The sequence below is a fragment of the Microbacterium sp. 05N427 genome (assembly GCF_056397105.1).
In genome coordinates, this window is record NZ_JBFTMT010000013.1 from 102278 (window position 1) to 128439 (window position 26162).

Genomic DNA, 26162 nt, shown 5'->3' on the forward strand with positions numbered 1-26162 from the left:
CAAAAGTTGGCGCGGCGCGCCCCTGCGCTCAGGGCAGGAGCACCATCGCCGCCATGACGATCAGCGAGACCGCCATCGCGACGCCCTCCGCCTCGAGAAGGATCCCTCCGCTGTGCGCCCCGTGTCGCAGCATCGCCGCACCGGCCCTTTCCGCTCGGACCGGATCCGGTTCACGACGGGCGAGGGCACGCGCGACGACGCCCACGCCCACGCCCACGCCGCCGCCACCCGCGGCATCCGCCCGGCTCGGCCCGAGGCCGTGCCGCACGCGCGCGCCGAGCATGAGACCCACGAGCACAACGACCCCTGCCGCGGCCGCGAGCGACATCGGCACGAGCACGCCGTGCCCCGCGTGGCCGAACCCGGCGGACGCCGGAGCGGGCGTTCCGGAGCGCGCGCCGAGCATCGCCAGGGCGCACACCGCCATCACCACGCAACCGAGCGCGCGGTGGAAGCAGGCAGCGGCGTGCGCGCGACCACGCGTGCCCACGACGCCGAGCATCGCCGAAGCGATCCCGGCGACCGCGACCAGCAGCAGGATGCGGGCGTCCCCGTCGCCCACGCACAACGCGACCATGCCGAGCGCCATCACCACCGCGCTCTGCTGCGCCTGCCAGGGCACCGCGGCGGGCATCACGCCGCCGGCGACGAGGCAGCAGGCAGCGGCCGTGATCGCGGATCCGATCATCAGCAGCAACACCGCCGCATGGAGCATGCGAACAGTGTTCTTGATCGCTCGCTCAAAAACAATACCCCGGGGAGGCATCGGATCCGAAGCGATAGCGCCGGGTCTGCGCCAGGATGGACGCATGCCCAGAGTCGTCGATCACGACGCGCGTCGGCGCGACATCGCCGCCGCGCTGCTCGCCGTCGCCGCGCGAGACGGTCACGACGGCGTCAGCTCCCGGGCCGTCGCACGCGAGCTCGGCGTCGCCGTCGGATCCCTGTGGCACTACTTCGACGGCTTCGACGACGTGATCCGCGGTGCGGCGGCGGAGGTCACCCGCCGCACCGAGGACCGGATCCGTAGCGCGACCGCGGGTCTGCGCGGACTCCCCCGCCTCGAGGCGATCATGCGCGAGGTGCTGCCCGTGGACGCCACCACCCGCACCGAGGCGCACGTCGTGGTGGGATTCTGGGGCAGGCTCGCCTCGATCGCCCCCACCGCGGACGCCTCGGCGCCGACCATCCCGCTCTGGCGCACGGAGACGTCCGAGGCGCTCGAAGAGGCCGTCGCCGACGGCGAGCTGCGCCAGGACACCCCGCTCGACGACGTGCTGGCGCTCCTGCGCGCGATCACCTACGGGCAGCAGATCGTCGAGGTCGCCGAGCCGGCCGATCCTGCCGCGCATCTGCGCGTCTTCGCCGCGATCCTGGATCCCTGGCGGGCCTGACTTCTCTCACTCGGATCTACACAACCCCCGCGCGCGAACACGCTCACAGACCGGCGCGTGCCGAGCGCGACCATTGCATCCACGCCCCTCCGCGGCATATCATCGACGCAACCCGTTTCTTGAGCGTTCGCTCAACTAAACCGCAGAGGTCGACGATGCCCCACCACGCTCCGCAGCCGATCACGCTCGACGCGATCCCGACGCCGCATCCGCTGGATCCGCTCACCGGAGGCGAGATCGCCGCCGCCCGCGCGATCCTCGCCGCGGCAGGCCTGCTCGGCGACACCGTGCGCGTGCCGATGCTGCTGCCGGACGAGCCGACCAGGGCCGAGCTCGCCGCGTGGGCCCCCGGTGCCCCGATCGACCGGCGCGTCGACGCCACCCTGCTCGACACCGCGACGGGCGTCGCGACCGAGACCGTGGTCTCGATCACCCGCGGCGAGGTGCTGCGCGCCGAGCGCGTGCCGAACGACGCCCCGCCCTACGGCCAGCCGCAGTACCTGTTCGAGGAGTACGAGCGCGCCGAGGCCATCGCCAAGGCCTCCCCCGAATGGCGCGCCGCGATGGAACGCCGGGGACTCGCCGAGCACATCGACCTCGCGTTCTGCGGGCCGCTCGCCCCCGGCTACACCGGCCGCGCCGACGAGGTCGGGCGACGCGTGATCCGCTCGCTCACGTTCCTCCGCTACGACGAGCTGGACTCCCCCTGGGCGCACCCGGTCGAAGGCCTCATCGTGCACATCGACCTCACGTCGGACAGCGTGATCCGCCTCGAGGACATCGGCGACGTCGCTGTGCCCGCGGGCCACGGCAACTACTACCCCGAGGCGCAGGGCGAGGCGCGCACGTCGCTCAAGCCCATCGAGATCGTCCAGCCCGAGGGGCCGAGCTTCTCCGTGACCGGATCCCTCGTCGAGTGGGAGAACTGGTCGATGCGGGTGAGCTTCAACGCCCGCGAGGGCCTCGTGCTGCACGACGTGACGTTCGACGGACGCCCCGTGCTTCACCGCGCGAGCGTGCCCGAGATGGTCGTCCCCTACGGAGACACCGCGCCGGGGCGCTTCTGGATCAGCTACTTCGACGCCGGCGAGTACCTGCTCGGCAAGAACGCGAACCACCTCGAGCTCGGATGCGACTGCCTGGGTGTCATCCGCTACCTCGACGGCTACGTCGCCGACGACCAGGGCCACCCGGTACGGATCCCGAACGTCATCTGCATGCACGAGGAGGACACCGGGATCCTCTGGAAGCACACGAACCTCGAGGGGCGCTCGGACGTGCGCCGCGCCCGCCGCTTCGTCGTGTCGTACTTCTCCACGATCGGCAACTACGACTACGGGTTCTACTGGAACTTCGGCCTGGACGGCACGATCGAGGTGATCGCGAAGGCAACGGGCATCGTGTTCGTGGGCGCCGGCGAGCCCGGCGTCCCGCAGCGCCACGCCACCGAGCTCGCTCCCGGCGTGTTCGCCCCCGTGCACCAGCACCTGTTCTGCGCGCGGCTCGACGTCGCGGTCGACGGATCCGACAACCGGCTCGTCGAGGTCGACGCGGCAAGCGTCCCGATGGGACCGGAGAATCCGTTCGGCAACGCGTTCAGCTGGACGGAGACCGTCCTCGGATCCGAGTCCGCCGCGCAGCGCGACGCCGACACCTCGGTCGCCCGGGTCTGGGAGGTGCAGAGCGCCTCGCACACGAACGCCGTCGGCCGTGCGACCGCCTATCAGCTCGTGCCGCAGCCGACCGCGCTGCTCATGGCGGATCCGGCCTCCTCCGTCGCGGCGCGCGCGGCGTTCGCGACCAAGCACCTCTGGGCCACCGCGCACCGGGAGGGCGAGCTGTGGCCCGCCGGCCGCTACCCGAACGCGCACCAGGGCGGATCCGGGCTGCCCGAGTACTCCGCGGGCGACGCGCCCCTGGACGGCCCCGAGGGCGCCGACCTGGTGCTCTGGCACACGTTCGGACTCACGCACTTCCCGCGCCCCGAGGACTGGCCGATCATGCCCGTCGACACCGCGGGCTTCGCGTTCCGTCCGTACGGCTTCCTCGACCAGAACCCCGCCATGGACGTGCCGGAGTCGTCCCAGGCGCACGCCGCGAGCAGCACCGGATCCGCCTGCTGCGGCGGCGCCGAAGCCTGCACCTGCGGGCACTGACCCCGGCCGGTTCCCGCCGGGATCCGCAACCCCGCCGGGATCCGTGAGACCGAACCTCCGTCCCGAGACCGCCGATAAGACCCTCGGTCTCGGGACGCAGGTTCGGTCTCGCGGTCAGAGGGCGGCAGCGCGGGGCAGGGGGCAACGAGGCACCGGGGGCGGGTCACACCGCCTTGGCGACGAAGTCTCCGGAGTCGACGAGGGCGTCGGCGGTGGCGATGATCGTGTCGCGGAGGGCGGCGGCGGCGCGGGTCGGCGCCATGTCGGCCCTGTGCGCAAGGCTCACGGTGCGGGTCAGCTTCGGCGACGCCAGGGGCACCGCCCGCAGTCCTGGACGGTCGAGCGCGACCATGGCGGGGACGACGGCGACGCCCACCCCGCGCTCCACGAAGCGCAGCACGGTGTCCATCTCCGGCCCCTCCACGACGACCTCCGCAGCGAGCCCCGCGGCGGCAAAGGCCGCGTCGGTCGCCGCACGCAACTCGTAGCTGCGCGGGAACGCGATCAGCGGCAGATCCGCCACGGCCGCGAGCGCGATGGCCTGGCCGTGGCTCACGGGCGACTGGGCGGCCGAGGAGATCAGCACGAGATCCTCCTCGAGCAACGGGGTGCGGCTGAGGCTGACGGGCGACGCCGCCGCCGCATCCGAGGACGCGAGCAGCGCGAGATCCAGCACCCCCTCGGCGAGCGCCGCGACGAGGCCGCGCGAGCCCCGTTCCGTGATCTCCAGCTCGATCCCGGGATGCGCGGCACGGAACGCGCCGACGACCTCCGGCACGATGCTCGCGCACAGCGACGGCGGCGCGCCCAGGCGCACCCGCCCACGGCGCAGGCCGGCGATCTCGGCCATCTCCCGCCGCACCGAGGCGGCATCCGCGAGCATCCGGCGGGCGTACGGCAGCAGCACCTCGCCGGCGGCGGTGAGCGAGATGTGCCCTCGTGCGCGATGGAACAGCTCGGATCCGAGCTCCCGCTCCAGCGTCGAGATCTGCCGGCTCAGCGAGGGCTGGGCGAGATGCAGCTCCTCGGCGGCACGGGTGAAGTTGCCCAGCCGGGCGATCTCGACGAATCCGCGGAGCTGCTCGAGGTTCATGACCATAGCCTAGACACATTCACTCCAGCAGAATTATGCATTGGAGTAATCACCGGCAGATTCTTAGCGTGGAAGTCATGACTGAGAACACCACCCGCGAACGCCTCGTCTCCACGACCGTGCTCGTGATCGGCACCGGCGGATCCGGCCTGCGCGCGGCCATCGAGGTCGCCGAGCAGGGCGTCGACGTACTGGCCGTCGGCAAGCGCCCGCGCCACGACGCGCACACCTCCCTCGCCGCCGGCGGCATCAACGCCGCCCTCGGAACGATGGACCCGCAGGACAGCTGGCAGCAGCACGCGGCGGACACCATCAAGGAGAGCTACTTCCTCGCCGACCCGCGCACGGTCGAGATCGTCACACGCGGCGCGGAGGAGGGCATCCGCGACCTCGAGCGCTACGGCATGGGCTTCGCCCGCGAGGACGACGGCCGTATCTCGCAGCGCTTCTTCGGCGCGCACACCTTCCGCCGCACGGCGTTCGCCGGCGACTACACGGGCCTGGAGATCCAGCGCGCCCTCGTCGACCGCGCGGAGCAGCTCGAGATCCCGATCCTCGACACCGTCTACATCACCCGCCTGCTGGTCGACGACGTCCCCGGCCCCGACGGCGGCACGGTGCCCCGGATCTTCGGCGCCTACGGTTTCGACCTCGTCGACGGCACCCGGTACCTCATCCACGCCGACGCCGTGATCCTCGCCGCGGGGGGCCACAACCGCATCTGGCGGCGCACCTCATCCCGCCGCGACGAGAACACCGGCGATTCCTTCCGGCTCGCCGTCGAGGCCGGCGGGCGGATCCGCGACCCCGAGCTCGTGCAGTTCCACCCCTCCGGCATCATCGAGCCGGAGAGCGAGGCCGGCACGCTCGTCTCGGAGGCGGCACGCGGCGAGGGCGGGGTGCTGCGCAACGCGCTCGGCGAGCGCTTCATGCAGCGCTACGACCCGGAGCGGATGGAGCTGTCCACCAGGGACCGCGTGGCGCTGGCCGCGTACACCGAGATCGCCGAGGGCCGCGGCACCCCGAGCGGCGGGGTCTGGCTGGACGTGTCGCACCTGCCGCGGGAGACGATCATGACCCGCCTGCCCCGCGTGTATCAGACGATGCTCGAGCTGCAGATGCTCGACATCACGAAGGATCCGATCGAGATCGCGCCGACCGCGCACTACTCGATGGGCGGCGTCTGGGTGCGTCCGGAGGATCACCGCACCGACGTGGACGGCCTGTACGCGATCGGCGAGGCCTCCTCCGGCCTGCACGGCGCGAACCGGCTGGGCGGCAACTCGCTCATCGAGCTGCTCGTGTTCGGCCGGATCACCGGTCGCGCCGCGGTCGCGCACGCCTACGGCCTCGACGCCCAGCGCCGCTCGACCGACGCCGTGCGCCGGGCCAGGGCCGAGATCGACGACCTGCTGGCCGCCGATGGCCCCGAGAACGTGCGTGCCCTGCAGCGCGCGATCCGCGACACCATGACCGCGCATGCGGGCGTGGTCCGCGACGAGGAGGGCCTGCGCGCCGGCCTCGCCGAGCTCGACGCGATCGAGGAGCGGATGACGCGGATCGGGATCSACCCCGACATCGCCGGGTTCCAGGACCTCGCGCACGCCTTCGACCTGCGCTCCTCCGCGCTCGCCGCGCGGGCGACGGTGGAGGCTGCCCTCGAGCGCCGGGAGACCCGCGGCTGCCACAACCGCAGCGACTACCCCGAGATGGATCCGACTCTGCAGGTCAACCTCGTCTGGTCGCCGTCCACGGGCGTCGTGCGCGAGGAGATCCCATCGATCCCCGCCGAGATCGACGCCCTGATCCGCGAGGTCGACAGCGCAGGCAAGCTCGTCGAGTAGCCCGGCGAGGGCGGCGAGGGCCCGGCGACGCGCACCCGCGGGCCGGGCCCTTCGACGGGCTCCGCGGCCGGGTCCTCCCCGCCACCGGCCCGCGGTGGTAGAGTGCCTCAACGGATCGTATACAAAGTCGTCGATCCACCCCTGCATCTTCCCGAGGTGATCAGCCGTGGCAGCCATTCCCGTCGCTCCCGCAGAGTCCGTCTCGACGCTCGTCGCGCGCAACATCAGCGAGTTCCGTTCGGCCGTCTCCGACTCGTTCGTCCCCCTGCAGGTGAGCGGCGAGGGATCCGCGCCGTTCCGCGGCCTGATCCGCGGCGCCTCCGTCGACGAGGTGCACGTCACCGATCTGCGCGCGTCGCGCCACGTCGTCGAGCGCACACCGGAGCTCATCGCCCGCGGCGACCGCTCGTACTTCAAGGTGAGCCTGATGCTCGCCGGCACGGGGCTGCTCATCCAGGACGATCGCGAAGCCGTACTCACCCCCGGCGACCTCGCCGTCTACGACACCGACCGCCCGTACTCGCTCGTGTTCGACGAGGACTTCCGCACGATGGTGGTCATGTTCCCGAAGCACCTGCTGAGCCTGCCGCCCGAGATGGTCGGGCAGCTCACCGCGGTGCGGATCTCGGGCCAGGAGGGTCTGGGCGGTATGGTCGTGCCGTATCTGCGCCAGCTCGCGGCGAACCTCGATCAGCTCGCCGGCGCCACCGGAGCGCGCCTCGCGCACAGCGCGCTCGACCTCGTCTCCACGGTGTTCACCCGCGAGCTGGGCCTCGACGAGGCGGCGGCCGACCCGCACCGCGCGCTCATGCAGCGCATCCGCGGCCACATCGACCGCAACCTGGCCTCGACCGATCTCGGCCCCACCTCGATCGCGAGCGCACACTTCATCTCCACCCGGCACCTGCACGGGCTTTTCCAGGAGCAGGGCACGACCGTGTCGACCTGGATCCGCACCCGCCGGCTCGAGCAGTGCCGGCGCGATCTGCTGGATCCGATCCTCGCCGACCGGCCCGTCGCCGCGATCGCCGCGCGCTGGGGCTTCGTCGACGCCGCGCACTTCAGCCGCGCGTTCAAGACCGCCTACGGAGTCTCCCCGAGCGAGTACCGCGCCACGCACTGAGTGCGCGACGCAGCGGGATCAGTCCTCGAACTCGATCTCGATGAAGCCGCCGACGATGCGGGTGCGGAACGTGCGCAGCAGCAGCGCCGGATCCGTGAAGCACTCGCCCGTGCCGAGGTCGTAGACCTCCTTGTGCAGCGGCGAGGCGATCGTGGGCCGGTCGCCGTGGGAGCCGACGATCCCCCGCGCCATCACGGGCGCGCCTCCGGCGGGATCCTCGTGCTCGACCGCGTACACCTCCCGCGGTGAGAGCAGGAAGAGCGCGACCTGCCGCATCCGGATCAGCACCGCCTCGCCCCAGGAGGGTTCGAGGTCGTCGATCCGGCAGGCGCGCTCCCACCGGGAGTTCCCGCTCACGGAGACGGTCGCGGCCGGGACGGGCAGCGCCGGAACCGAGCGGACCGCCAGGGGCAGGGCCGGACGAGGAAGAGTCTGCGTGATCGTCATGAGCCGACGCTATGCGGCGGATGTTTCGCGCACGCACGCCCCGTGTGACGGCCGTGTGAAAGACCGCTCACACGCGCCCACCGGGACTGTGCGACCGGCGACATGCGCCGGTTACATCGGCGAAACGGTCGGGAAACGGCGTCGACATACGCTCGGGATCCACCGACACCGAGGAGGGCACGCATGACGACCCGACGCACCCTGATCGCCGGGGGCGGCCCCGCCGCCCACCGTCTTGTCGAGGCGCTGGTCTCCCGCGGGACCGGAGACCGGCGCATCACCGTCCTCGCCGAGGAGCCCCACCGGCCCTACGACCGGGTGCAGCTGAGCAAGCGCCTCGCCGACGGCGCCGCGGACCTCACCCTCGAGCCCGACTGCTGGGGCGACCCCGCGGTGTCCTTGCGCATCGGCGAGACGGCCGTGTCGATCGATCGGGCCGCCCGGACCGTCACCACGTCGAACGGCGACGTGCTCGGCTACGACGACCTCGTCCTGGCCACCGGATCCGCCGCTCCCGTCCCGGACATCCCTGGGGCTGCCTCGGCCCGGGTCTACCGCACCCTGGCGGACGTGGACGCGCTCACCGCGGAAGTCGCCGCGCTCGGTGCTGAGCTCGGCCGCCCCGCGCGGGTGGCCGTCGCCGGCGGTGGGCTGCTGGGGCTGGAAGCTGCCGGGGGCGTCGCGGCACTCGGCGCCGAAGCCGTGATCATCCACTCCGGCGGCTGGCTGATGTCGGCGCAGCTCGACGAGGGCGCAGGTCAAGCTCTGGGCCGGCTCATCGCGGCGCGCGGAATCGACCTGCACCTCGGCACCCGACCGCAGCGGATCCTGCAGGACGACGAAGGGCGCCCCACCGCCGTCCGGTGCACGGACGGCCGCACGGTTCCTGCGGACATCGTGGTGTTCGCGATCGGGATCCGCGCACGGGACGAGCTGGCCACGGCCGCGGGCATCGACACCGCAGCCCGCGGAGGGGTGATCGTCGACGACGCGTGCCGCAGCTCCGATCCGTCGATCTGGGCGATCGGCGAGGTGGCCGCGATCGACGGCCGCACGATCGGGCTGGTCGCTCCCGCGAACGCCATGGCGGAGACGGTCGCCGACCGTCTGCTCGGCGGGGATGCGACGTTCACGACCGTCGACGACGCGACCAAGCTCAAGCTCTCGGGAGTGGACGTCGCGAGCTTCGGCGACGCCCTCGCCCGCGAGCCCGGCGCCCTCGAGATCGTCTACGCGGATCCCGCGCGCGGCCTGTATCAGAAACTCGTGGTGAGCGACGATGCGAAGACACTGCTGGGCGGCGTCTTCGTCGGCGACGCCGCACCCTACGCGGGCCTGCGCCCGCTGCTGGGGCGGGCCCTGGACGCCGAGCCCGCCGCATACCTGTCCGCCGCCGGCGCCGAGCCCCCGTCCGGCGGCTCTCTGCCGGACGACGCATTCGTGTGCTCGTGCAACAACGTCACCGCGGGCAGCGTGCGCACGGCGATCTCGGACGGCTGCCACGAACTCGGCGCACTGAAGGCCTGCACGCGCGCGGGCACCCAGTGCGGATCCTGCGTGCCGCTGGTGAAGAAGCTGCTCGAGACCGAGCTGACCGCGGCGGGCGCCACGGTGTCCCGCGCGCTCTGCGAGCACTTCGACCAGTCCCGCCAGGAGCTGTTCGAGTCGGTCCGCGTGCTCGGCCTGACGAGCTGGGAGGACACGATCGCCCGGCTCGGGCGTGGTCGCGGCTGCGACATCTGCAAGCCCGTCGTCGGGTCGATCCTCGCCACCCAGCACGGGCAGTACCTGCTCGATGCGGGCCGCGGGCCGCTGCAGGACACMAACGACCGCGCGCTCGCCAACATGCAGAAGGACGGGACGTACTCTGTCGTGCCCCGCATCCCCGGCGGCGAGATCACCCCGGAGAAGCTCGCCGTGATCGCGCGGGTCGCGCAGGACTTCGGGCTCTACACGAAGATCACCGGAGGGCAACGGATCGATCTGTTCGGCGCACGGCTGGACCAGCTCCCCGAGATCTGGGAACAACTGGTCGACGCGGGCTTCGAGTCGGGACAGGCGTACGGCAAGGCGCTGCGCAACGTGAAGAGCTGTGTCGGATCCACCTGGTGCCGCTACGGGGTGCAGGACTCGGTCGGCATGGCGATCGCCCTGGAGCTGCGCTATCGCGGGCTGCGCAGCCCGCACAAGCTGAAGTTCGGCGTCTCGGGCTGTGCCCGCGAATGCGCCGAGGCCCGCGGCAAGGACGTCGGCGTGATCGCGACGGACAAGGGCTGGAACCTCTACGTCGGCGGCAACGGCGGCTTCCAGCCCGCGCACGCGCAGCTGCTGGCGTCCGATCTGGACGACGACACCCTGGTGCGCTACATCGACCGCTACCTCATGTACTACATCCGCACGGCGGACCGGCTGCAGCGCACGGCCCGATGGATCGAGGAGGTGGACGGCGGTCTCGACCACGTCCGCGACGTGGTGGTGCACGACGTCCTGGGCCTCGCCGACGAGCTGGAGGCGGCCGTGGCCGCCCACGTCGACACGTACGAAGACGAATGGGCGGCGACGCTGCGGGATCCCGAGCGCCTCCGCCGGTTCCGATCGTTCGTGAACGAGCCGACCCTGCCGGATCCCTCGATCGCCCGCGTGGTCGAGCGCGGTCAGCTGCGACCGGCGACGGCGCAGGAGCGCGTCGAGGGCGCGGTGCTGATCGCCGGGTCGACGATCCCGCTCCGCCCCGAGGAGCGCCCATGACCGCGCGGGTGGGCACCGTCACGCTCGTCGGCGGCGGGCCCGGCGATCCGGAGCTGCTCACGATCGCCGCAGGGCGCGCGCTGGCCGCCGCCGACGTGGTGCTCTACGACCGGCTCGCACCGTATGAGGCCCTCGCCGAGCTCGCACCGGACGCCGCCCTCATCGACGTCGGCAAACGGCCGGGCCATCATCCGATCGCGCAGGAGGAGATCGAGCGGCTGCTGGTGCAGCACGCGCTCAGCGGCTCCGACGTCGTGCGTCTGAAGGGCGGGGATCCCTTCGTCTTCGGCCGCGGCGGCGAGGAGCTGGAGGCTTGCCGCAGCGCCGGAGTGCCGGTGCGGGTGATCCCCGGCGTCACGAGCGCGATCGCGGTCCCCGGCGCGGCCGGGATCCCGGTCACGCACCGCGGGGTCTCCCGCCTGTTCACCGTGGTGTCGGGGCACGCGCCGCTGGAGCCGTCGGAGCTCGAGCATCTGGCGGGGCTCGGCGGCACCATCGTGGTGCTGATGGGAGTGTCGAATCTCCCCTCGATCAGTGCGGGTCTGCTGCGCTGCGGGATGGCGCCGGATACCCCGGTCGCCGTGGTCGAGCGCGGCTACTCCCCCGGGCAGCGGACGACGTTCGCGGATCTCGTGGGGATCCGCGAGGCGGCAGAGAGCGCGGGGGTCCGGTCACCCGCGGTCATCGTGATCGGCGAGGTCGTGCGTCGCGCCCTCCACGGCGAGGCCGAGGCCAGAGCCGTTCTCACCGACGCCGTCACGCACGCGGGGAGCGGCGCATGACACCGGCGGACGCTCCTGACGATCGCGTCGACRGCGCATCCGTGGCGGACTTCGGCCCTGACCAGTTGTCCGGGTTCCGCATCGGCGTGACGAGCGACCGGCGATCGGCGGATCTGATCGACGCCTTCGAACGACGCGGCGCGACTGTGCTGCACGCTCCGACGGTGCGGATGCGGCCCGCCGAGGACGATGCACCGGTCATCGCCGACACCCGGCGCATGATCGCCGCCCGCCCTGACGTGCTGCTCGCCACGACCAGTTACGGGATGCGGCGCTGGTTCGAGGTCGCCGACGCCGCGGGTCTCGGCGAAGCGCTGCAGCGCGCCCTCTCCGCCTCGCGGATCCTCGTGCGCGGACCCAAGGCCCGAGGAGCGGTCCGCGCCGCCGGCCTCGACGACGCGGGGATGAGCGACGAGGAGACCACAGCGTCGCTGGTCGACAAGACCATCGCCGAGTGCCCGGGGGGCACGACGGTCGCCGTGCAGCAGCACGGGCAGGCCGATGAGCAGCAGCTGGGCCGCCTGCGGGCCGCCGGGATGAGCGTCCTCACGGTCTCGCCGTACACCTGGTCGACCGACGAGGACGCGGATGAGCGGATCACGCGCCTGATCGACGCGGTCACCGCGCGGCAGCTCGACGCCGTGACGTTCACCAGCGCCCCCGCCGTGGACGGTCTTCTCGCCGCCGCGCGCGCCAGAGGCCGGCGCGACGAGGTCGTGCAGGCCCTTCGCGACGCCGTGGTCGCCGCCAGCGTCGGACCGGTGACGTCCGTGCCGCTGCGCCACGAGGGGATCCCCGTCCTGCAGCCGGACCGCTACCGCATGGGCGCGCTCATCCGCCTCGTCTGCGAGCATCTGGAGGATCGCGGCACGCTGCGCGTGCCCACTCGCCATGGGACGGTGGAGCTGCGCGGCAGCGCGGCGGTGATCGACGGCACCGCCGTGCGGTTGACGCCGAGCTCGGTGACGCTGTTCCGTGCCCTCGTCTCCGCCCGGGGCGCCGTCGTCTCACGCCGTGCGCTGGCCGGCGCCCTCGATGGCGATGACCACACGATGGAGGTGTCACTCAGCCGCCTCCGCCAGAACCTGGGTGTTCCAGGGCTGGTCTCGACGGTCGTGAAGCGCGGCTACCGGCTGGACGTCTGAGCCGGGGGCACGGCCCCGCGCACGCTCGCGCCCCCTTGCCGTCCGCCGCCGTCACCGCCCTCAGCCGTCACCTCTCACCGCACCGGCGCTGCGGCTCTCACCGCACCGGCGCCGCGGCTCTCACCGCACCGGCGCCGCGGCGAGCAGGGCGGCGATACGGCCCTTGCAGCCACCGCATCCTGTGCCGGCCCTGGTGCACCGGCCGATCTCCTCGACCGTGTCCGCTCCGCTCGCCGCCGCATCCGTGATCCGGGCAGCGGTGACGCCGTTGCACCAGCACACCGTGGCCTCTGGTCCGAGTGGATCCTCGGCCGGAGCGGCACCGGCGTCGACGGCGTCGAGTCGCAGCAGCGCGGAAGGTTCCACCACGAGGGCCGAGCCGCGCTCGTACAGCAGGGTGAGCTCGGCTCCCGCGTGCGGCAGCCCCACCGCGACGAAGCCCGCCAGCATCCCGTGACGGACCACGGTCTTCAGGTAGGCCCCTCGTGCGGCATCGACCCAGACGCTCACCTCCGCATCCGGATCCCAGGGCTCGGCCTGGTGATCGCCGCCCGACACGACATCGATCCCCGTCGCCTTCAGCATGACGACGGTCGGGCGCTCCGGTCCCGGCACCGCCGCGTCGCGCCCGATCCGCACTCCCGACACCTCGGCGCGCAGCCGGGCCGCGACCGCTCCGGCTTGTCGCCAGCCCGGGCCGATCAAGCCGCTCGGCGCCCCGGCGACGCGACCGGATCGATCCACGACGGCCGGATCGGCGATCTGCGCGCAGTCCCCGATCGCGAAAACGAGCGGATCGCTCCAGGTCTGCAACGACTCGTCCACGAGCACACCCCTCGCGCACGCCAGACCGGCGTCGAGCGCGAGTTCGGTGCGGGGCCCGACACCGCACGACAGCACCAGCAGGTCGCCGCGGAGATAGGTGCCGTCGGCGCAGGCGATGCCGTCGAAGACCCTCCCCGTCTCGGTGTCGCGGAAGTCGAGGGCCTCGGCGCGGGCGTGCGCGGCCATGTCGAGCCCTGCCGCCCGCGCGGCCTGGGACAGCATCCGTCCGCCGGCCTCGTCCAGATTGCGCGCCATCGGCGCCGGACCGTGGTGCACGACCGTGACCCTGGCGCCGTGCTCGGCCGCCAGCAGCGCGAACTCCATCCCCAGCACGCCGGCGCCGAGCACGAGGATCCGTCCGCCGCCGGCCACCACGGGTGCCACGGCCTCGGCGTCGCCCAGATCGCGCAGCGCGGTCACGCCGGCGGGCAGCGGAAGCGGGGCGCTGTCCGCCGCGACGCTCCGCCCGTGACGGGTGTCGGGCAGTCCGTCCAGCGTGGGGATGTTCGCGCGGGCGCCGGTGGCGAGCACCAGCCGGTCGTACTCGACCTCGTCTCCGCGCGACGTGCGTACGCGCCGCCGGACGCGATCGATCGCGACCGCCGCCTCGGAGAGCCGGATCCGCACACCCGCGCGCTGCGCGGCAGCGGTGTCGGCGACCTCGAGACGCGCCCGCGTGGTGGCGCCGACGGCGTATTCGGCGAGCAGCACCCGGTTGTAGGCGTCCTCGTCCTCGGCGCCCAGCACGACGAGATCCACGCGGCCCGCCTCCACCGCGGGCAGCAGCTCCTCGACGAAGCGCGCGCCGACCGGCCCGTAGCCGATCAGCACCACCCGCAGGAGCGCGGTCATGCCGCGTCCTCGCTCTCCGAGGCTCGCACGTGCGGCGCGGCCGTGACGGTCACCGCGGTGCGCTTGAACTCCGGCATCCCCGAGACAGGATCGACCTCCGCCACGGTGAGCAGGTTCGCGCATTCCTCGTCCGGGAAGTGGAACGGCAAGAAGACCGTGTCCATGCGGATCCGCTCGGCGAGCAGCGCGACCGCACGGACGGTGCCGCGTCCGTTGCGCAGCACGATCGGGTCCCCGTCGGCGATGCCGAGTCGGGCAGCGGTCGCGGGGTGCAGTTCGGCCAGGGCGCGCGGCTGCGCGGCGGACAGCTCGGGAACCCGGCGGCTCTGCGCACCCGACTGGTAGTGCTCGAGCAGGCGTCCGGTGATGAGCGTGAGGCGGGCGGCGGCCTGGACCACGGGACTCGCGGGCGGCGCCGGAGCCTCCGCCGCACTTTCGCGCTCCCCGGGCCGGACCGCGATCATCCTGGCCCGTCCATCCGCATGGCCGAACCGATCCCCGAACAGGCGCGGCGTGCCGCGGGATCCGGCCGGGTACGGCCAGTGCGCGGCGATCCCCGCCTCGAGCTGGGCGTCCAGGAGCTCGTGGCTCAGCCCGGAGTAGTCCGCGATCCCTCCGGCGGAGGCGCGGGCGAGTTCGGCGAAGACGACGGCCGGCTCGGTCGGCCAGACCGAGGGCGCGTCCAGCCGCGCGGCCAGGTCGGCGAGGATCTCGAGCTCGCTGCGCACGCCGTCCGGCGGATCCAGGGCGCGGCGACGGCGGATGACGCGGCCTTCCAGATTCGTCATCGTCCCCTCCTCCTCCGCCCACTGCGTGACCGGCAGCACGACATCGGCGAGCGCGGCCGTCTCACTCAGCACGAAGTCGCACACGACGAGCAGGTCGAGCGCCGCGAGTCCCGCCCTGGTCCGGGAGGCGTCGGGGCCGGAGACCACGACGTTCGCTCCATGCACGAGCAGCGCGCGCACGCCGCCCGGCGCACCGAGCAGGCGGAGCAGCTCCACGGCCGGCACGCCGGGTCCCGGCAGCACCGACGGTTCGACGCCCCAGACCGCGGCGACCGCAGCCCGGTGCGCCGGATCCGCGATCCGGCGATATCCGGGCAGCTGATCGCACTTCTGGCCGTGCTCGCGTCCGCCCTGCCCGTTGCCCTGCCCGGTCAGGGTGCCGTAGCCGGATCCCGGCGTGCCGGGCAGCCCCAGGACGAGGGCCAGGTTGATCGCGGCCGTGACGGTGTCGGTGCCGTCGACGTGCTGCTCGACCCCGCGGCCGGTGAGGATGAAGGCGTTCCGGGCCCGGGCGAGCCGTTGGGCCGTCGCACGCAGCAGCGCGACCGGCACCCCGGTGCTCGCCTGCACCCGCTCCGGCCACCAGGCGGCGACGCTGCGCTGCACCTCGTCGAAACCGACCGTGCGTGCAGCGAGATAGCCGAGGTCGGCGAGACCCTCGGACAGCACGATGTGAGTGAGMCCCAGAAGCACCACGAGGTCGCTGCCCGGTGCGGGCTGCAGGTGCACGCCGGCACCATCCGCGGTGAGCTGCGCGGTCTGGGAACGGCGCGGATCGACGACGATCAGGCCGCCTTCCGCGCGCGCGCCCGCCAGGTGCGAGAGGAGCGGGGGCATGGTCGCCGCCACATTCGACCCGAGCAGCAGGATCGCGTCAGCGCCGTCCAGGTCTTCGACGGGGAAGGGCAGGCCCCGATCGATCCCGAACGCCCTGTTCCCCGCCGCCGCGGCGGACGCCATGCAGAACCGGCCGTTGTAGTCGATGCGCGAGGTACCGAGTGCGAGCCGGGCGAACTTGCCGAGCAGGTAGGCCTTCTCGTTGGTGAGACCGCCGCCGCCGAACACGGCGACGGCGTCGGGTCCGTCCTCGCGCCGGATCTCGCGCAGTTGCGCGACGATCCGGCCGAGGGCTTCGTCCCACGTCGCGGGTCGAAGCCCGCCCTGCTCCCGGATCAGCGGGGTCGTCAGGCGATCGGGCGTCACGAGGAGCTCTGCGGACGTCCAGCCCTTGGTGCAGAGCCCGCCGCGGTTGGTCGGGAACATCCGGGGCTCGACCCGCACCGGCGCCGGCCCCTGCGGGTTCGGGGCGAGCGTCATCGCGCACTGCAGGGCGCAGTACGGGCAGTGCGTGGCCGCGGCGCCCCGCGACGCGCTTGCGGCCGGTGTCACGGCCGGCATCTCAGATCCGCACTCCGCGCCGGCGGCCGCGGCGGTGCACGGCGACCGTCACGGCCAGCAGCAGCACATAGGCGCCGACGAACCAGCCGAGACCTGCCGCGTAGCCTCCCGTCGCGGCTTTGGAGAGCCCGAGCGCCTGCGGGATGACGAAGCCGCCGTACGCGCCGAGCGCGGAGACGATCCCCAGGGCCGCCGCCGCAGCACGCTGCGCCGGTACATCGCCGGATGAGGTGTGCCCGTCGCCGGCGCCGGAGCGCAGGGCGAACAGCGTGGGGATCATCCGGTAGGTGGCGCCGTTGCCGGCGCCGCTCGCGATGAACAGCAGCAGGAAAAAGCCGAGGAAGAAGCGGAAGTCGCCGAGGGGCAGGGTGAGGATGACGCCCAGCGCGCAGAGCGCCATCACGGCGAAGGCGACGATCGTGATCGTGCTGCCGCCGAACCGATCGGCCAGGCGCCCGCCGAAGGGGCGGGCGAGGGAGCCGACCAGGGCGCCGACGAAGGCGAGCGACAGCGTGGCACCGCCGATCGGGAACGCGCTGAACGCAGGGAACTGGTCGGCGATGAGCTTGGGGAAGACGCCGGAGAAGCCGATGAAGGATCCGAAGGTCCCGATGTACAGCAGCGCCATCAGCCACAGTTCCGGATAGCGCAGCGCCGCCAGCGACGCCTTGACGTCCGCCGTGGCGCTCGTGAGGTTGTCCATCCGGAACCAGGCCCCGAGCGCCGCCACCAGGATGAGCGGGATCCAGATCAGGCCGGCGAACGGCAGCCCCAGCGTCGCCCCCGCCCCCAGCGTGATCACGATCGGCACCGCGAACTGGGCGACCGCGGCGCCCAGGTTGCCGCCCGCGGCGTTCAGTCCGAGGGCCCAGCCCTTCTCGCGCTGCGGATAGAACGAGGTGATGTTGGCCATGGAGCTGGCGAAGTTGCCGCCGCCGAGACCCGCGAGCGCCGCGACGGCGAGCATCACCGGGAAGGGCGTGTCCGGATTCGAGACGCAGAGTGCGAGGCCGACCGCCGGGATCAGCAGCAACAGCGCCGAGACGACCGTCCAGTTCCGGCCGCCGAAGCGCGGCACCATGAAGGTGTAGGGGAAGCGCAGCGTCGCTCCGACGAGGCTCGGGATCGAGATCAGCCAGAACGTCTGCGTCACCGTGAAGGAGAAGCCCGCACCGGGAAGCGCGACGACCACGATGGACCACAGCTGCCAGACCACGAAGCCCAGGAACTCGGCGAAGATCGACCAGCGCAGATTGCGCCGCGCGATCGCCGCCCCGGCCTCGCGCCATTGGCTGATGTCCTCCGGATCCCATCCGGAGATCCAGCGTCCCGGCAGGAAGTCCAGTCCGGCGGACCGGCCCGCGGACGTGCTCGAGGTGGTGGGGTTCGTTGCGGTGCTGGTCATCGCGGACCTCCTGTGAGTGCGTGTGCGCTCACGCTGTCAGGCGCGTGTTTCGGCCGATCGCGCGCTCGGTGACGCCCGTGTATCGAAGTCCTCTCGTCTGCGGGGCGGCGCTGTGAGGCGGACGCGCGGCGCCTCCGGCCGGAGCCCGCCCTCTTGCCGCTGGGGGCACGCCGGTTGACTCTCGGCGCGGGATCGGATCCGGATCGTTGAGGCCGATCGGGCGCGGGAACAGCATGGACCCACGCCCCGCAGTCCGGCGGGGTCAGGGTCGAAGGAGTCCCAGAGTGTCCGAAGATGTGACGGTTGCCGATCCGATCTCCGCGCCCGAGGAAGGGCTGGACGAATGGCGCACCTATGACGAGTTCGCGGCGGGGATCGACACCTACCGTCTGCCGAACGTCGACCTGGCCGGCACCTCGCTGATCCTCGAGCTCGACGACGGCGGGCGGCTCGCCCTGGACTTCGGCTCTTCGACGGGCGCAGGGACCGGGACGGTCACCTGGTCCGGCCTCGACGCCTCCGGCACCGACCCCTACGACGCGGTCGCGGTGCGCGACGACGTCGTCTTCGTGAACCTGCCGCTCGCGTCGCGCGAGCGCGAGGCCCTCACCGTCGTCTACTCGACGACGACCCACCGCGCCACGGTCGTCCGCTCCCGCATCGCCGCGGAGGCCGTCGAGGGGACCCCGCAGGTCGGCCAGGAGTTCTGGGCCGCCACGACAGGCGCCGGCGACCCCACGGGCGAGGTCCCCGGTCCCAGCAGGGACCTCATCGGCAAGCGCAACATCTACCGGTACAGCCCGCACCACCTGTACGAGCACGTCTACGTCTCCAGCCAGCGCTACGCCTGGCAGTGCCTCGAGGGCGTGCAGCGCGGACACGGCGACATGGACCTCTCCACGGTCTGGAAGTTCGCGGACGGGCTCTACCTGTTCTGCTTCCGCGAGTTCCGGATCGCGGTCGCGAGCGTCTGGCTGCACGACCTCGGCTACCAGCTCATGACGACCGGCATCTTCCTGGGCCTCAACGGCGAGGGGGCGTCCGAGCACTCCCGCGGAGGCGGCCACATCTATCCGCTCGGTTCGGTCGCCTACCCCGACGCCCAGCCCGTCTGACCTCCGCCGATCGTCGTGAGCCGCCTCCTGCACGAAGGCCTCGCGCTATCCGTCGGCCCTACGACCTTTGAGGAGCATCCTGCTATGACCAATGCCGACATCATCCGCGCCCACTACGACGCGAGCGACCGCGGCGACATCGACGGCATGCTCGCGCCGCTCCGCGACGATGTGCGCTGGACCGAGGCAGCGGGCTTCCCGTACGCCGGCACCTACGTGGGCCCCGACGCCGTGGTCGAGAACGTATTCTCCCGCCTTCAGGAGGACTGGGACGACTACACGCTCGCCGTGGACGAGGTGATCGACGGCGGCGACACCGTGATCGGCATCGGCACCTACTCCGGCACTTACACGCGCACCGGACGGTTCTTCGCCGCCCGCGTCGCGCACGTGTGGCGGCTCGAGGGCGGCGAGGTCGTGGCCTTCGAGCAGTTCACCGACACCGAGATGGTCTCCCGCGCGATCCGCGACTGAGCACCGCACACCACCGCACCGCACACCACCGCACCGCACCGCACCGCACCGCACCGCACCGACCTGCACCACACCGCGGGACCCGTCCCGCACCCGAGAAGACAGGAATCACATGAACAAGCGCATCACCGCCGCAGCAGCGCTGCTCGCCGCGGGCATGCTGGCCTTGGCCGGCTGTTCCGGCGACGGCGGCTCAGGATCAGGATCCTCCGACCCGATCGTCGTGGGATCCGTCAACACCATCTCAGGGCCCGCCACCTTCCCGGAGGCGTCGCAGGCGGCCAAGGCCGTATTCGACAAGTTCAACGCCGACGGCGGCCTGAACGGTCGCAAGATCGACTACAAGGCGCTGGACGACAAAGGCGATCCCGCCACCGCGACCGCGAACGCCCGGGAGATCGTCGGATCCGACAACGCCGTCGCGATGGTCGGATCCGCGAGCCTCATCGAGTGCGACCTGAACAAGAAGTACTACGAGCAGGAGGGGATCCTCTCGATCCCCGGCATCGGCGTCGACACGGGATGCTTCGACAGCAAGAACATCTCGCCCGCCAACGTCGGCCCGTACAACGACATGACGCTGACCCTGCTGTACGGATCCGAACAGCTCAAGCTCGACAACATCTGCGTGCTGCTGGAGATCGCCGGATCCACCCGTCCCACCTACCAGGCCGCGATCGACAGCTGGACCAAGATCACCGGCAAGAAGCCCCTCTACGTCGACGACACCGTGCCGTACGGCGCGAGCGACTACACGCCGTACATCGTCAAGGCCAAGCAGGCCGGGTGCAAGGCTCTGGCGATCAACCCGGTCGAGCCGGACGCGATCGGCCAGGTCAAGGCCGCCAACGCGCAGGGCTGGAACGACGTCACCTGGCTGTACCTGACGAGCGTCTACAGCGAGAACTTCGCCAAGGCGGTCGACAACGCCGGCGCCGGCATCTACGTCCCGGCCGAGTTCTACCCGTTCACCGAGGAGAACGACGTGAACAAGGACTGGCGGGACCTGATGACCAAGAACAAGATCCCGCTGACCTCGTTCAGCCAGGGCGGCTACCTCGCCGCGACGCACTTCCTCTCCGTGCTGAAGGGCATGAAGGGCGACGTCACCCGCGAGACCGTCACCGAGGCGCTCAAGAACATGAAGCCGATCGAGAACAAGATGATCGGCACGCCGTTCACCTTCGGTGTGCACAACACCGCCGGCTGGCCGATCGAGCTCAAGAGCGGCACCCACGCCTGGCAGAAGGTCGCGGACGACTGGCTCCGGATCCCCACCAAGTAGTCACCCGCAGTGCGCTGAGCGCCCTTCGTCTCGCTCCGCTCGCTCAGGGACCGACCCTTCCACCGGTTGTTGAGCGCCGTTCCCCGGTCCCTGAGCGAGGAGCGGAGCGACGAGACGAAGGGCGCTCAACAGCCCGGATCGAACATGCGGGATCGAACAGGAAAGAGAAGCACCATGCTCGAAGGAGCCCTGGCGGGACTCGCGGCCGGCGGCCTGTACGCCGTCCTCGGGGTCTGCCTGACCCTCATGGCCCGGCTGGTCCGGGTCGTCAACTTCGCCCAGGCGGCGACCGGCATGTTCGGCGGGTTCTGCGCCGTGTGGCTGGTCACCAAGGCGGGCATGCCGGTGTGGATCGGATCCGTCCTTGGCGTCCTGATCGGCGGCGTGCTGGCGGTCGCGATCGGCTGGATCGCCGCGACCTGGCTGTCCGAGGCGTCCACGACCACGCGCTCGGCGATGACGGTCGGCCCACTGCTCCTGCTGATCTCGCTCTCGTTCATCCTGTTCGGCAACAAGCCGCAGCCGTTCGCGCCGATCATCGCCGGGCCCGCTTTCACGGTCGGCGGCGTGGTGATCAGCCAGGTCACGATGTGGACCGTGGGCATGGCCGTCGTCGTCGCGGTCGGGGTGCACGTGCTGCTCACCCGCACCCGGATCGGCACCCAGTTGCGCGCGCTCTCCGAGCGCCCGACCACGGCCGAGCTGCTCGGGATCCGCTCCCGCCCGCTCTCGATCGCGGTCTGGTTCGTGACCGGCGTGATCAGCGCGATCGCGATCGTGATCGTCGCGCCTTCGCAGTCCAATGACGCGACCAGCCTTTCGATGCTCATCATCCCCGCAGCCGCCGCAGCACTGCTCGGCGGCTTCAGGCGCCTCGGCCTCACCGTGGTCGGCGGACTCGTACTGGGCGTGCTGGGCGGACTCGTCGCGCAGATCAACGAGATCTCCCTCGTCCGCAATTTCCTCCCGTTCCTGTTCATCGTGGTCCTGCTGCTCTGGACCCAGCGCAAGGAGGTGTGGGATGCCGCACGCTGAGCCGCTCTCGCCCGCCCGCCCGTCCATCCCGCTCCTGCAGAAGCCGGGTGTCCGCACCGTCTGGCCGTTCGTCGTCGGAGCCCTCGCGATCCTCGTCGGGTTCCTCCTCTCCAACGCCCTGTCCGGCTACTTCGTCTACCTCGCGATCAGCGCGGTCATCGCCGCGATCGCGATCATGGGCCTCGGCGTCGTGACCGGATCCGCGGGCATGATCGCCCTGTGCCAGCTCACCTTCGCGGCGATCGGCGCGTGGATCGTGGCACTCATGAACATCTGGCATGCGCCGGGCGGCTTCATCGTGTGGCTCGTCCTCGGCGCGCTCGTCGCCGGGGTCGCCGGGATACTCGTGGGCTTGCCCGCCCTGCGCCTGCGCGGCGTGAACCTCGCCGTGGTCACCCTGGGCTTCGCCGCCGCGGCGGACGTCACGCTCGTGCAGATCCAGTTCCCTGGATCCGCGGAGGCCATCTCGATCGATCGCCCCGTGCTGTTCTCGAACGACAAGAAGTTCTTCTTCCTGTCGATCATCGTGCTCGTCGTGTGCGGGCTGATCGTGTTCTTCCTGCAGCGCAGCCGCTGGGGTGCGAGCTGGAAGGCCGTCGCGTTCTCCGAGCGCGGCACGGCCGCCGCCGGTCAGAGCGTGCAGGTCGCCAAGCTCACCGCGTTCGCCGTCTCGGCAGCGCTCGGCGGCGCGGCCGGAGGGCTGCTGGCGGGTCAGGTGCAGCTGCCGTTCGCGGCGAGTTTCACGCCTCTGCAGTCGCTCGCCCTGTACGTGCTCGCGATCATGAGCGGCGCGCACCTCATCGACATGGCGGTGTTCGGAGGGATCCTCTGGGTGCTCGTTCCCGAACTGCTCAAGCGCTGGCACATCCCGCAGGACTGGGGCTTCGTGATCTTCGGCGTCCTGGGCGTGCAGGCGCTCACGAGCGGCACGAGCCTCGGCCAGGGGATCCGCAACCTCCTGTGGAAGCGGCAGGACCGCAAGACGGCGAGCGCCGCCCTCACGGCGCTGCCGCCCGACGCGGCCGGCGACGCCGAGGAGATCCGCACGACCACCACGGCCACGCTGGATCCGGCGCTCCTGAGCGGCGAGCCGGTGCTGACCGTGGAGCACCTGACCGTCCAGTTCGGCGCCTTGAAGGCGCTCGACGATGTGTCGTTCTCCGTGCCCGAGGCGTCGATCATGGGCCTCATCGGGCCGAATGGCGCCGGCAAGTCGACCTTCGTCGATGCGATCAGCGGGTTCCTGCCCAAGCACGGCGGTCGGGTGCTGCTGGGAGGCCGCGACCTCGCAGGGCTCTCCCCCACGCGGCGCGCCCGGCTGGGCCTGCGCCGCACGTTCCAGCAGGACCGGGTGCCGCCGCTGCTCACCGTGGGGGCGTACGTGCGCTTCGTCGCTCGGCGCCGGCTGTCCGCGGCGGACATCGAGGAGACGCTCGCGTTCTTCGGCTGCCCGCCCGCGCGGGCGCGGCTGTCGAGCGTCGATGTCGGCACCAGGCGTCTGGTCGAGGTGGCCGCCGCCGTGCTGGCGGGGCCGCGATTGCTCATCCTGGACGAGCCCGCCGCCGGCCTCTCGCACGACGAGCACCTCGCGCTGGCCGCCCGCTTGCGCGAGCTGCCGCAGCGCTACGGTGTCGCCCTCATCATCATCGAGCACGACCTGGATCTTGTCCGATCGGTGTGCCCGATGCTCACCGTGCTGAACTTCGGGCAGGTGCTCGCCACGGGTCCGCAGGACGAGGTGCTCGCGAACCCCGACGTCGTCAAGGCCTACATGGGAGAGACGGAGCTGCTGTCATGAGCGAACTGGTGCTGGACGGCGTCACCGTCAGCCGCGGCGCGGGGCCGGTGATCTCCGACGTGTCGCTGACCGTGCGCGGCGGCGAGGTGCTCGCCCTGGTCGGGCCCAACGGCGCGGGCAAGACCAGCCTCATCGAGTCGATCTCGGGCGTCGTCGGCCATTCGGCCGGCACGCTCGCGCTCGACGGCGAGCGCATCGACAAGCTCTCCCGCGTGACGCGGGCACGCAAAGGCATCGTGCACATCGAGCAGGGCAGGGCGGTATTCCCGTCCCTCACGGTGCGGGAGAACCTGTCGCTCACGGCGCGCACGCCCGCCGAGCTCGAGGCGGCGCTCGCGCCCTTCCCGGAGCTGGAGAAGCGGATCGACTCTCCCACGGCGCTGCTGTCGGGCGGCGAGCAGCAGATGGTGGTGCTCGCGCGGGCTTTCGCGGCGAAGCCCAAGATCCTGCTCATCGACGAGATGTCGCTCGGTCTCGCGCCCGTCGTCTTCATGCGGCTGGTGCCGATCGTGCAGTCGATCGCGGAGTCCGGCGTGGGCGTGCTGCTCGTGGAGCAGTTCACCCAGCTCGCCCTCGGCATCGCCCGCGAGGCCGTGGTCGTCGCCGGCGGGCGGGTCTCGTTCCAGGGCACCGCGGAGGACCTGCACGCGGATCCCCAGCTCCTCCACCGCGCCTACCTCGGCGGCTAGGCTCCCCGGGCTTGCCCCTCCGGGCTTGCCCCTCCTACTTCCGAGTCGTCCCCGTCAGCGCACGCTATGGGGTGCGYTGATGGGGACGACTCTGTTGTGGGGTGCTCCGGGGGGAAGTCGCGTCGCCGCGAGCGTTGGGGGCGCCAGGGGCCGGGTGGACCGGGGATGCGGGGCCGGGGACCCGGGCTGCCAGAGGTCCCAGCGATGGCGGGGAATCCAGGGACGCCGAGGGCACGGGACATTGCCGAGCGCACCGGGCGCGGACCGGATCAAGTGCACCCGGTGGTCCCGAGGACACCCGCTGATGCCGAGAGCACAGGACATTGCCGAGCGCACCGTGTGCGGACCGTTCAGGTGCACCGGGCTGGTGCCGAACGCACGGGTTGGTCCCGAGCGCACGGGTTGTTGACCGGTCAGGTGCGCCGATAACCGCGGGGGCACGGCATGTTGCCCAACGCACGGCCTGTTGACGCAGCGATGCCGTGCACTCGACAGGAAGCCGTGCACTCGACAGGAAGCCGTGCACTCGGCGAGCAGCCCCGTCACGGTCCCGCTGTCCCACTGGCCGCGCAGAGAGCTCCCCACTCCCGAGTCGTCCCTGTCAGCGCACGCTATGACTCGGAAGTGGCGGGACTCCGGGGCCGGGGTCGGGCACCCGGAGACTCAGGAGGAGTCAGGAGTAGGTGCGAGCATTCCAGGTCAGCCAGCCGTTCTGGTGCCGGCCGGACGGATCGTGGTGCGTCCAGTGCACCGTGCCGCCCTTGTCGCTCCATTCGTAGTCGCCGAGGAAGTCCACCCGGTCCCCGACCGACAGGCCGTCGAGCCGCGGCGCGATGTCGATGTTGTGGGCGATGAGGATCGAGATCCCGCTGGGCGTCATGAGGAGGAACTTCTGGTGCCGTGATCCCTGGTCATCGTCCGGCAGGATGCGGGAGACCACGCCGGTGCCCTGCACCTCGACACCGCTTCTGCGCCCGTCGAACAGAGCACGGACGGGGTCGTCGACCGATCCGGCCCCGGATCCGGTCGCGGGGGATCCCGGGGTCGCGTACGACGAGGTGACCACGGCGGCGGGGAGTCCGCCGGAGTTCCCGCCCCGCGCGACGACCAGCACGGCCAGCGCCGCGAGGACGACCACGACGGCGATCGTGGTCCATCGCGTCCGCCGTGTCACGGCGCCAGCCTAGACCGCATGTCCGCAACCGAACGCCCCGGACACCACAACCGCCACCGGGCACCACCACCACCCGGGGGCACCCATCACCGCCCCCGGGCGGACCCGCACGGAGGTACGATGCGCGCATGACGTTGGAGCGCTGGCGGCGGATCACCGAGTGGCCGCTCATCGTCGCGTCCGTGCTGTTCCTCGTCACCTACTCGATCCAGGTGATCGTGGACCCGCGAGGCGACGTCGGCGCCCTGCTCGAAGACCTGCTCTGGGTCTCCTGGGGAACCTTCCTCATCGACTACATCGTGAGCCTCGTGATCGCTCCTCGGCGATGGCACTGGTTCTTCACGCATCTGTTCAACCTCGCCACCGTGGTGCTGCCGATGCTCCGCCCGTTGCGCGTTCTGCGCGTGGTCACGCTGCTCGCCGTGCTGCAGCGCACGGCCGGCCGCGCCGTGCGCGGGCAGATCGTGATCTACGTGACCGGCGCGACGCTCCTGGTCGTCTACGTCGCGTCTCTCGCCGTGCTGGATGCGGAGCGCGTCGGCGGCGGCAGCATCTCCACCTTCCCTGATGCCCTCTGGTGGGCCTTCACGAC

Annotated in this window: 20 protein-coding genes and 1 pseudogene; 14 read left to right on the plus strand and 7 right to left on the minus strand. The window is 71.6% G+C overall.

Annotated features, from left to right (window positions below; genetic code table 11):
• Positions 1-28: 28 nt before the first annotated feature.
• Positions 29-715 carry a hypothetical protein gene (locus tag AC1DG4_RS14325; RefSeq protein WP_477379867.1) on the minus strand — a complete coding sequence of 229 codons (687 nt, stop codon included), beginning with the start codon at positions 713-715 and terminating at the stop codon, positions 29-31.
• Positions 716-809: 94 nt separating this feature from the next.
• Between AC1DG4_RS14325 and AC1DG4_RS14330 the strand changes: the two genes are divergently transcribed.
• Together AC1DG4_RS14330 and AC1DG4_RS14335 are read left to right on the plus strand one after the other, a co-directional pair.
• Positions 810-1394: a TetR/AcrR family transcriptional regulator gene (locus AC1DG4_RS14330; RefSeq protein ID WP_477379869.1), complete on the plus strand. Its 585-nt coding sequence runs from the start codon at positions 810-812 to the stop codon at positions 1392-1394.
• 155 nt (positions 1395-1549) lie between these two features.
• Positions 1550-3550, plus strand: coding sequence for a primary-amine oxidase (locus AC1DG4_RS14335; RefSeq protein ID WP_477379871.1), 2001 nt, complete (start codon positions 1550-1552; stop codon positions 3548-3550).
• A 163-nt stretch (positions 3551-3713) separates the two neighbouring features.
• On the opposite strand, the gene AC1DG4_RS14340 is transcribed toward AC1DG4_RS14335, so the two are convergent.
• On the minus strand, positions 3714-4643 hold the full coding sequence (locus AC1DG4_RS14340) for a LysR family transcriptional regulator (RefSeq protein WP_477379873.1): 930 nt from the start codon (positions 4641-4643) through the stop codon (positions 3714-3716).
• A 77-nt stretch (positions 4644-4720) separates the two neighbouring features.
• Between AC1DG4_RS14340 and AC1DG4_RS14345 the strand changes: the two genes are divergently transcribed.
• Positions 4721-6487: an FAD-binding protein gene (locus tag AC1DG4_RS14345; protein WP_477421300.1), complete on the plus strand. Its 1767-nt coding sequence runs from the start codon at positions 4721-4723 to the stop codon at positions 6485-6487.
• A gap of 166 nt (positions 6488-6653) precedes the next feature.
• Positions 6654-7610, plus strand: coding sequence for an AraC-like ligand-binding domain-containing protein (locus AC1DG4_RS14350; RefSeq protein WP_477379877.1), 957 nt, complete (start codon positions 6654-6656; stop codon positions 7608-7610).
• Positions 7611-7628: 18 nt separating this feature from the next.
• On the opposite strand, the gene nirD is transcribed toward AC1DG4_RS14350, so the two are convergent.
• The gene (gene nirD / locus AC1DG4_RS14355) at positions 7629-8057 is read right to left on the minus strand and encodes a nitrite reductase small subunit NirD (RefSeq protein WP_477379878.1); all 429 of its coding nucleotides are present in this window, start codon (positions 8055-8057) and stop codon (positions 7629-7631) included.
• A 183-nt stretch (positions 8058-8240) separates the two neighbouring features.
• Here nirD and nirB point away from each other — a divergent pair, with 183 nt between their 5' ends.
• The 3 genes from nirB to AC1DG4_RS14370 are packed head-to-tail and all read left to right on the plus strand — an operon-like array spanning position 8241 to position 12732.
• Positions 8241-10805 carry a nitrite reductase large subunit NirB gene (gene nirB, locus AC1DG4_RS14360; protein WP_477379880.1) on the plus strand — a complete coding sequence of 855 codons (2565 nt, stop codon included), beginning with the start codon at positions 8241-8243 and terminating at the stop codon, positions 10803-10805.
• On the plus strand, positions 10802-11587 hold the full coding sequence (gene cobA / locus AC1DG4_RS14365; protein WP_477379882.1) for a uroporphyrinogen-III C-methyltransferase: 786 nt from the start codon (positions 10802-10804) through the stop codon (positions 11585-11587). Before nirB ends, cobA begins: the two co-directional genes overlap by 4 nt.
• The gene (locus AC1DG4_RS14370) at positions 11584-12732 is read left to right on the plus strand and encodes a uroporphyrinogen-III synthase (RefSeq protein ID WP_477421301.1); all 1149 of its coding nucleotides are present in this window, start codon (positions 11584-11586) and stop codon (positions 12730-12732) included. Before cobA ends, AC1DG4_RS14370 begins: the two co-directional genes overlap by 4 nt.
• A gap of 120 nt (positions 12733-12852) precedes the next feature.
• Here the strand turns inward: AC1DG4_RS14370 and AC1DG4_RS14375 are convergent, their stop codons facing one another.
• Genes AC1DG4_RS14375 through AC1DG4_RS14385 form a run of 3 tightly spaced genes read right to left on the minus strand, consistent with a single transcriptional unit; the run spans position 12853 to position 18000 of the window.
• A complete protein-coding gene (locus tag AC1DG4_RS14375) occupies positions 12853-14409 on the minus strand; it encodes an FAD-dependent oxidoreductase (RefSeq protein WP_477379886.1) in 1557 nt (518 codons plus the stop codon).
• Positions 14406-16586, minus strand: a complete 2181-nt coding sequence (locus tag AC1DG4_RS14380) for a molybdopterin oxidoreductase family protein (RefSeq protein ID WP_477379888.1) — start codon at positions 16584-16586, stop codon at positions 14406-14408. Before AC1DG4_RS14380 ends, AC1DG4_RS14375 begins: the two co-directional genes overlap by 4 nt.
• Positions 16587-16596: 10 nt before the next feature.
• A complete protein-coding gene (locus tag AC1DG4_RS14385) occupies positions 16597-18000 on the minus strand; it encodes an MFS transporter (protein ID WP_477379890.1) in 1404 nt (467 codons plus the stop codon).
• A gap of 284 nt (positions 18001-18284) precedes the next feature.
• Between AC1DG4_RS14385 and AC1DG4_RS14390 the strand changes: the two genes are divergently transcribed.
• The 6 genes from AC1DG4_RS14390 to AC1DG4_RS14415 all read left to right on the plus strand — a co-directional run bounded on the left by AC1DG4_RS14390 (position 18285) and on the right by AC1DG4_RS14415 (position 24396).
• Positions 18285-19115 (plus strand): MoaF C-terminal domain-containing protein, encoded by an 831-nt coding sequence (locus tag AC1DG4_RS14390; RefSeq protein WP_477379892.1) that lies wholly within the window; start codon positions 18285-18287, stop codon positions 19113-19115.
• Between the two features lie 84 nt (positions 19116-19199).
• Positions 19200-19589: a nuclear transport factor 2 family protein gene (locus tag AC1DG4_RS14395; RefSeq protein ID WP_477379894.1), complete on the plus strand. Its 390-nt coding sequence runs from the start codon at positions 19200-19202 to the stop codon at positions 19587-19589.
• Positions 19590-19701: 112 nt separating this feature from the next.
• Entirely contained in the window at positions 19702-20874 is a 1173-nt protein-coding gene (locus tag AC1DG4_RS14400) for an ABC transporter substrate-binding protein (protein ID WP_477379896.1), read from the plus strand.
• Positions 20875-21048: 174 nt separating this feature from the next.
• A complete protein-coding gene (locus AC1DG4_RS14405) occupies positions 21049-21909 on the plus strand; it encodes a branched-chain amino acid ABC transporter permease (RefSeq protein ID WP_477379898.1) in 861 nt (286 codons plus the stop codon).
• The gene (locus AC1DG4_RS14410; RefSeq protein WP_477379900.1) at positions 21896-23707 is read left to right on the plus strand and encodes a branched-chain amino acid ABC transporter ATP-binding protein/permease; all 1812 of its coding nucleotides are present in this window, start codon (positions 21896-21898) and stop codon (positions 23705-23707) included. Before AC1DG4_RS14405 ends, AC1DG4_RS14410 begins: the two co-directional genes overlap by 14 nt.
• Positions 23704-24396 carry an ABC transporter ATP-binding protein gene (locus AC1DG4_RS14415; RefSeq protein ID WP_477379901.1) on the plus strand — a complete coding sequence of 231 codons (693 nt, stop codon included), beginning with the start codon at positions 23704-23706 and terminating at the stop codon, positions 24394-24396. The genes AC1DG4_RS14410 and AC1DG4_RS14415 overlap by 4 nt, the downstream gene beginning before the upstream one ends.
• 673 nt (positions 24397-25069) lie before the next feature.
• On the opposite strand, the gene AC1DG4_RS14420 is transcribed toward AC1DG4_RS14415, so the two are convergent.
• Positions 25070-25570 carry a DUF3465 domain-containing protein gene (locus AC1DG4_RS14420; protein ID WP_477379903.1) on the minus strand — a complete coding sequence of 167 codons (501 nt, stop codon included), beginning with the start codon at positions 25568-25570 and terminating at the stop codon, positions 25070-25072.
• Between the two features lie 128 nt (positions 25571-25698).
• Between AC1DG4_RS14420 and AC1DG4_RS14425 the strand changes: the two are divergent.
• Positions 25699-26162: pseudogene (locus AC1DG4_RS14425) on the plus strand (hypothetical protein); the annotation flags it as partial.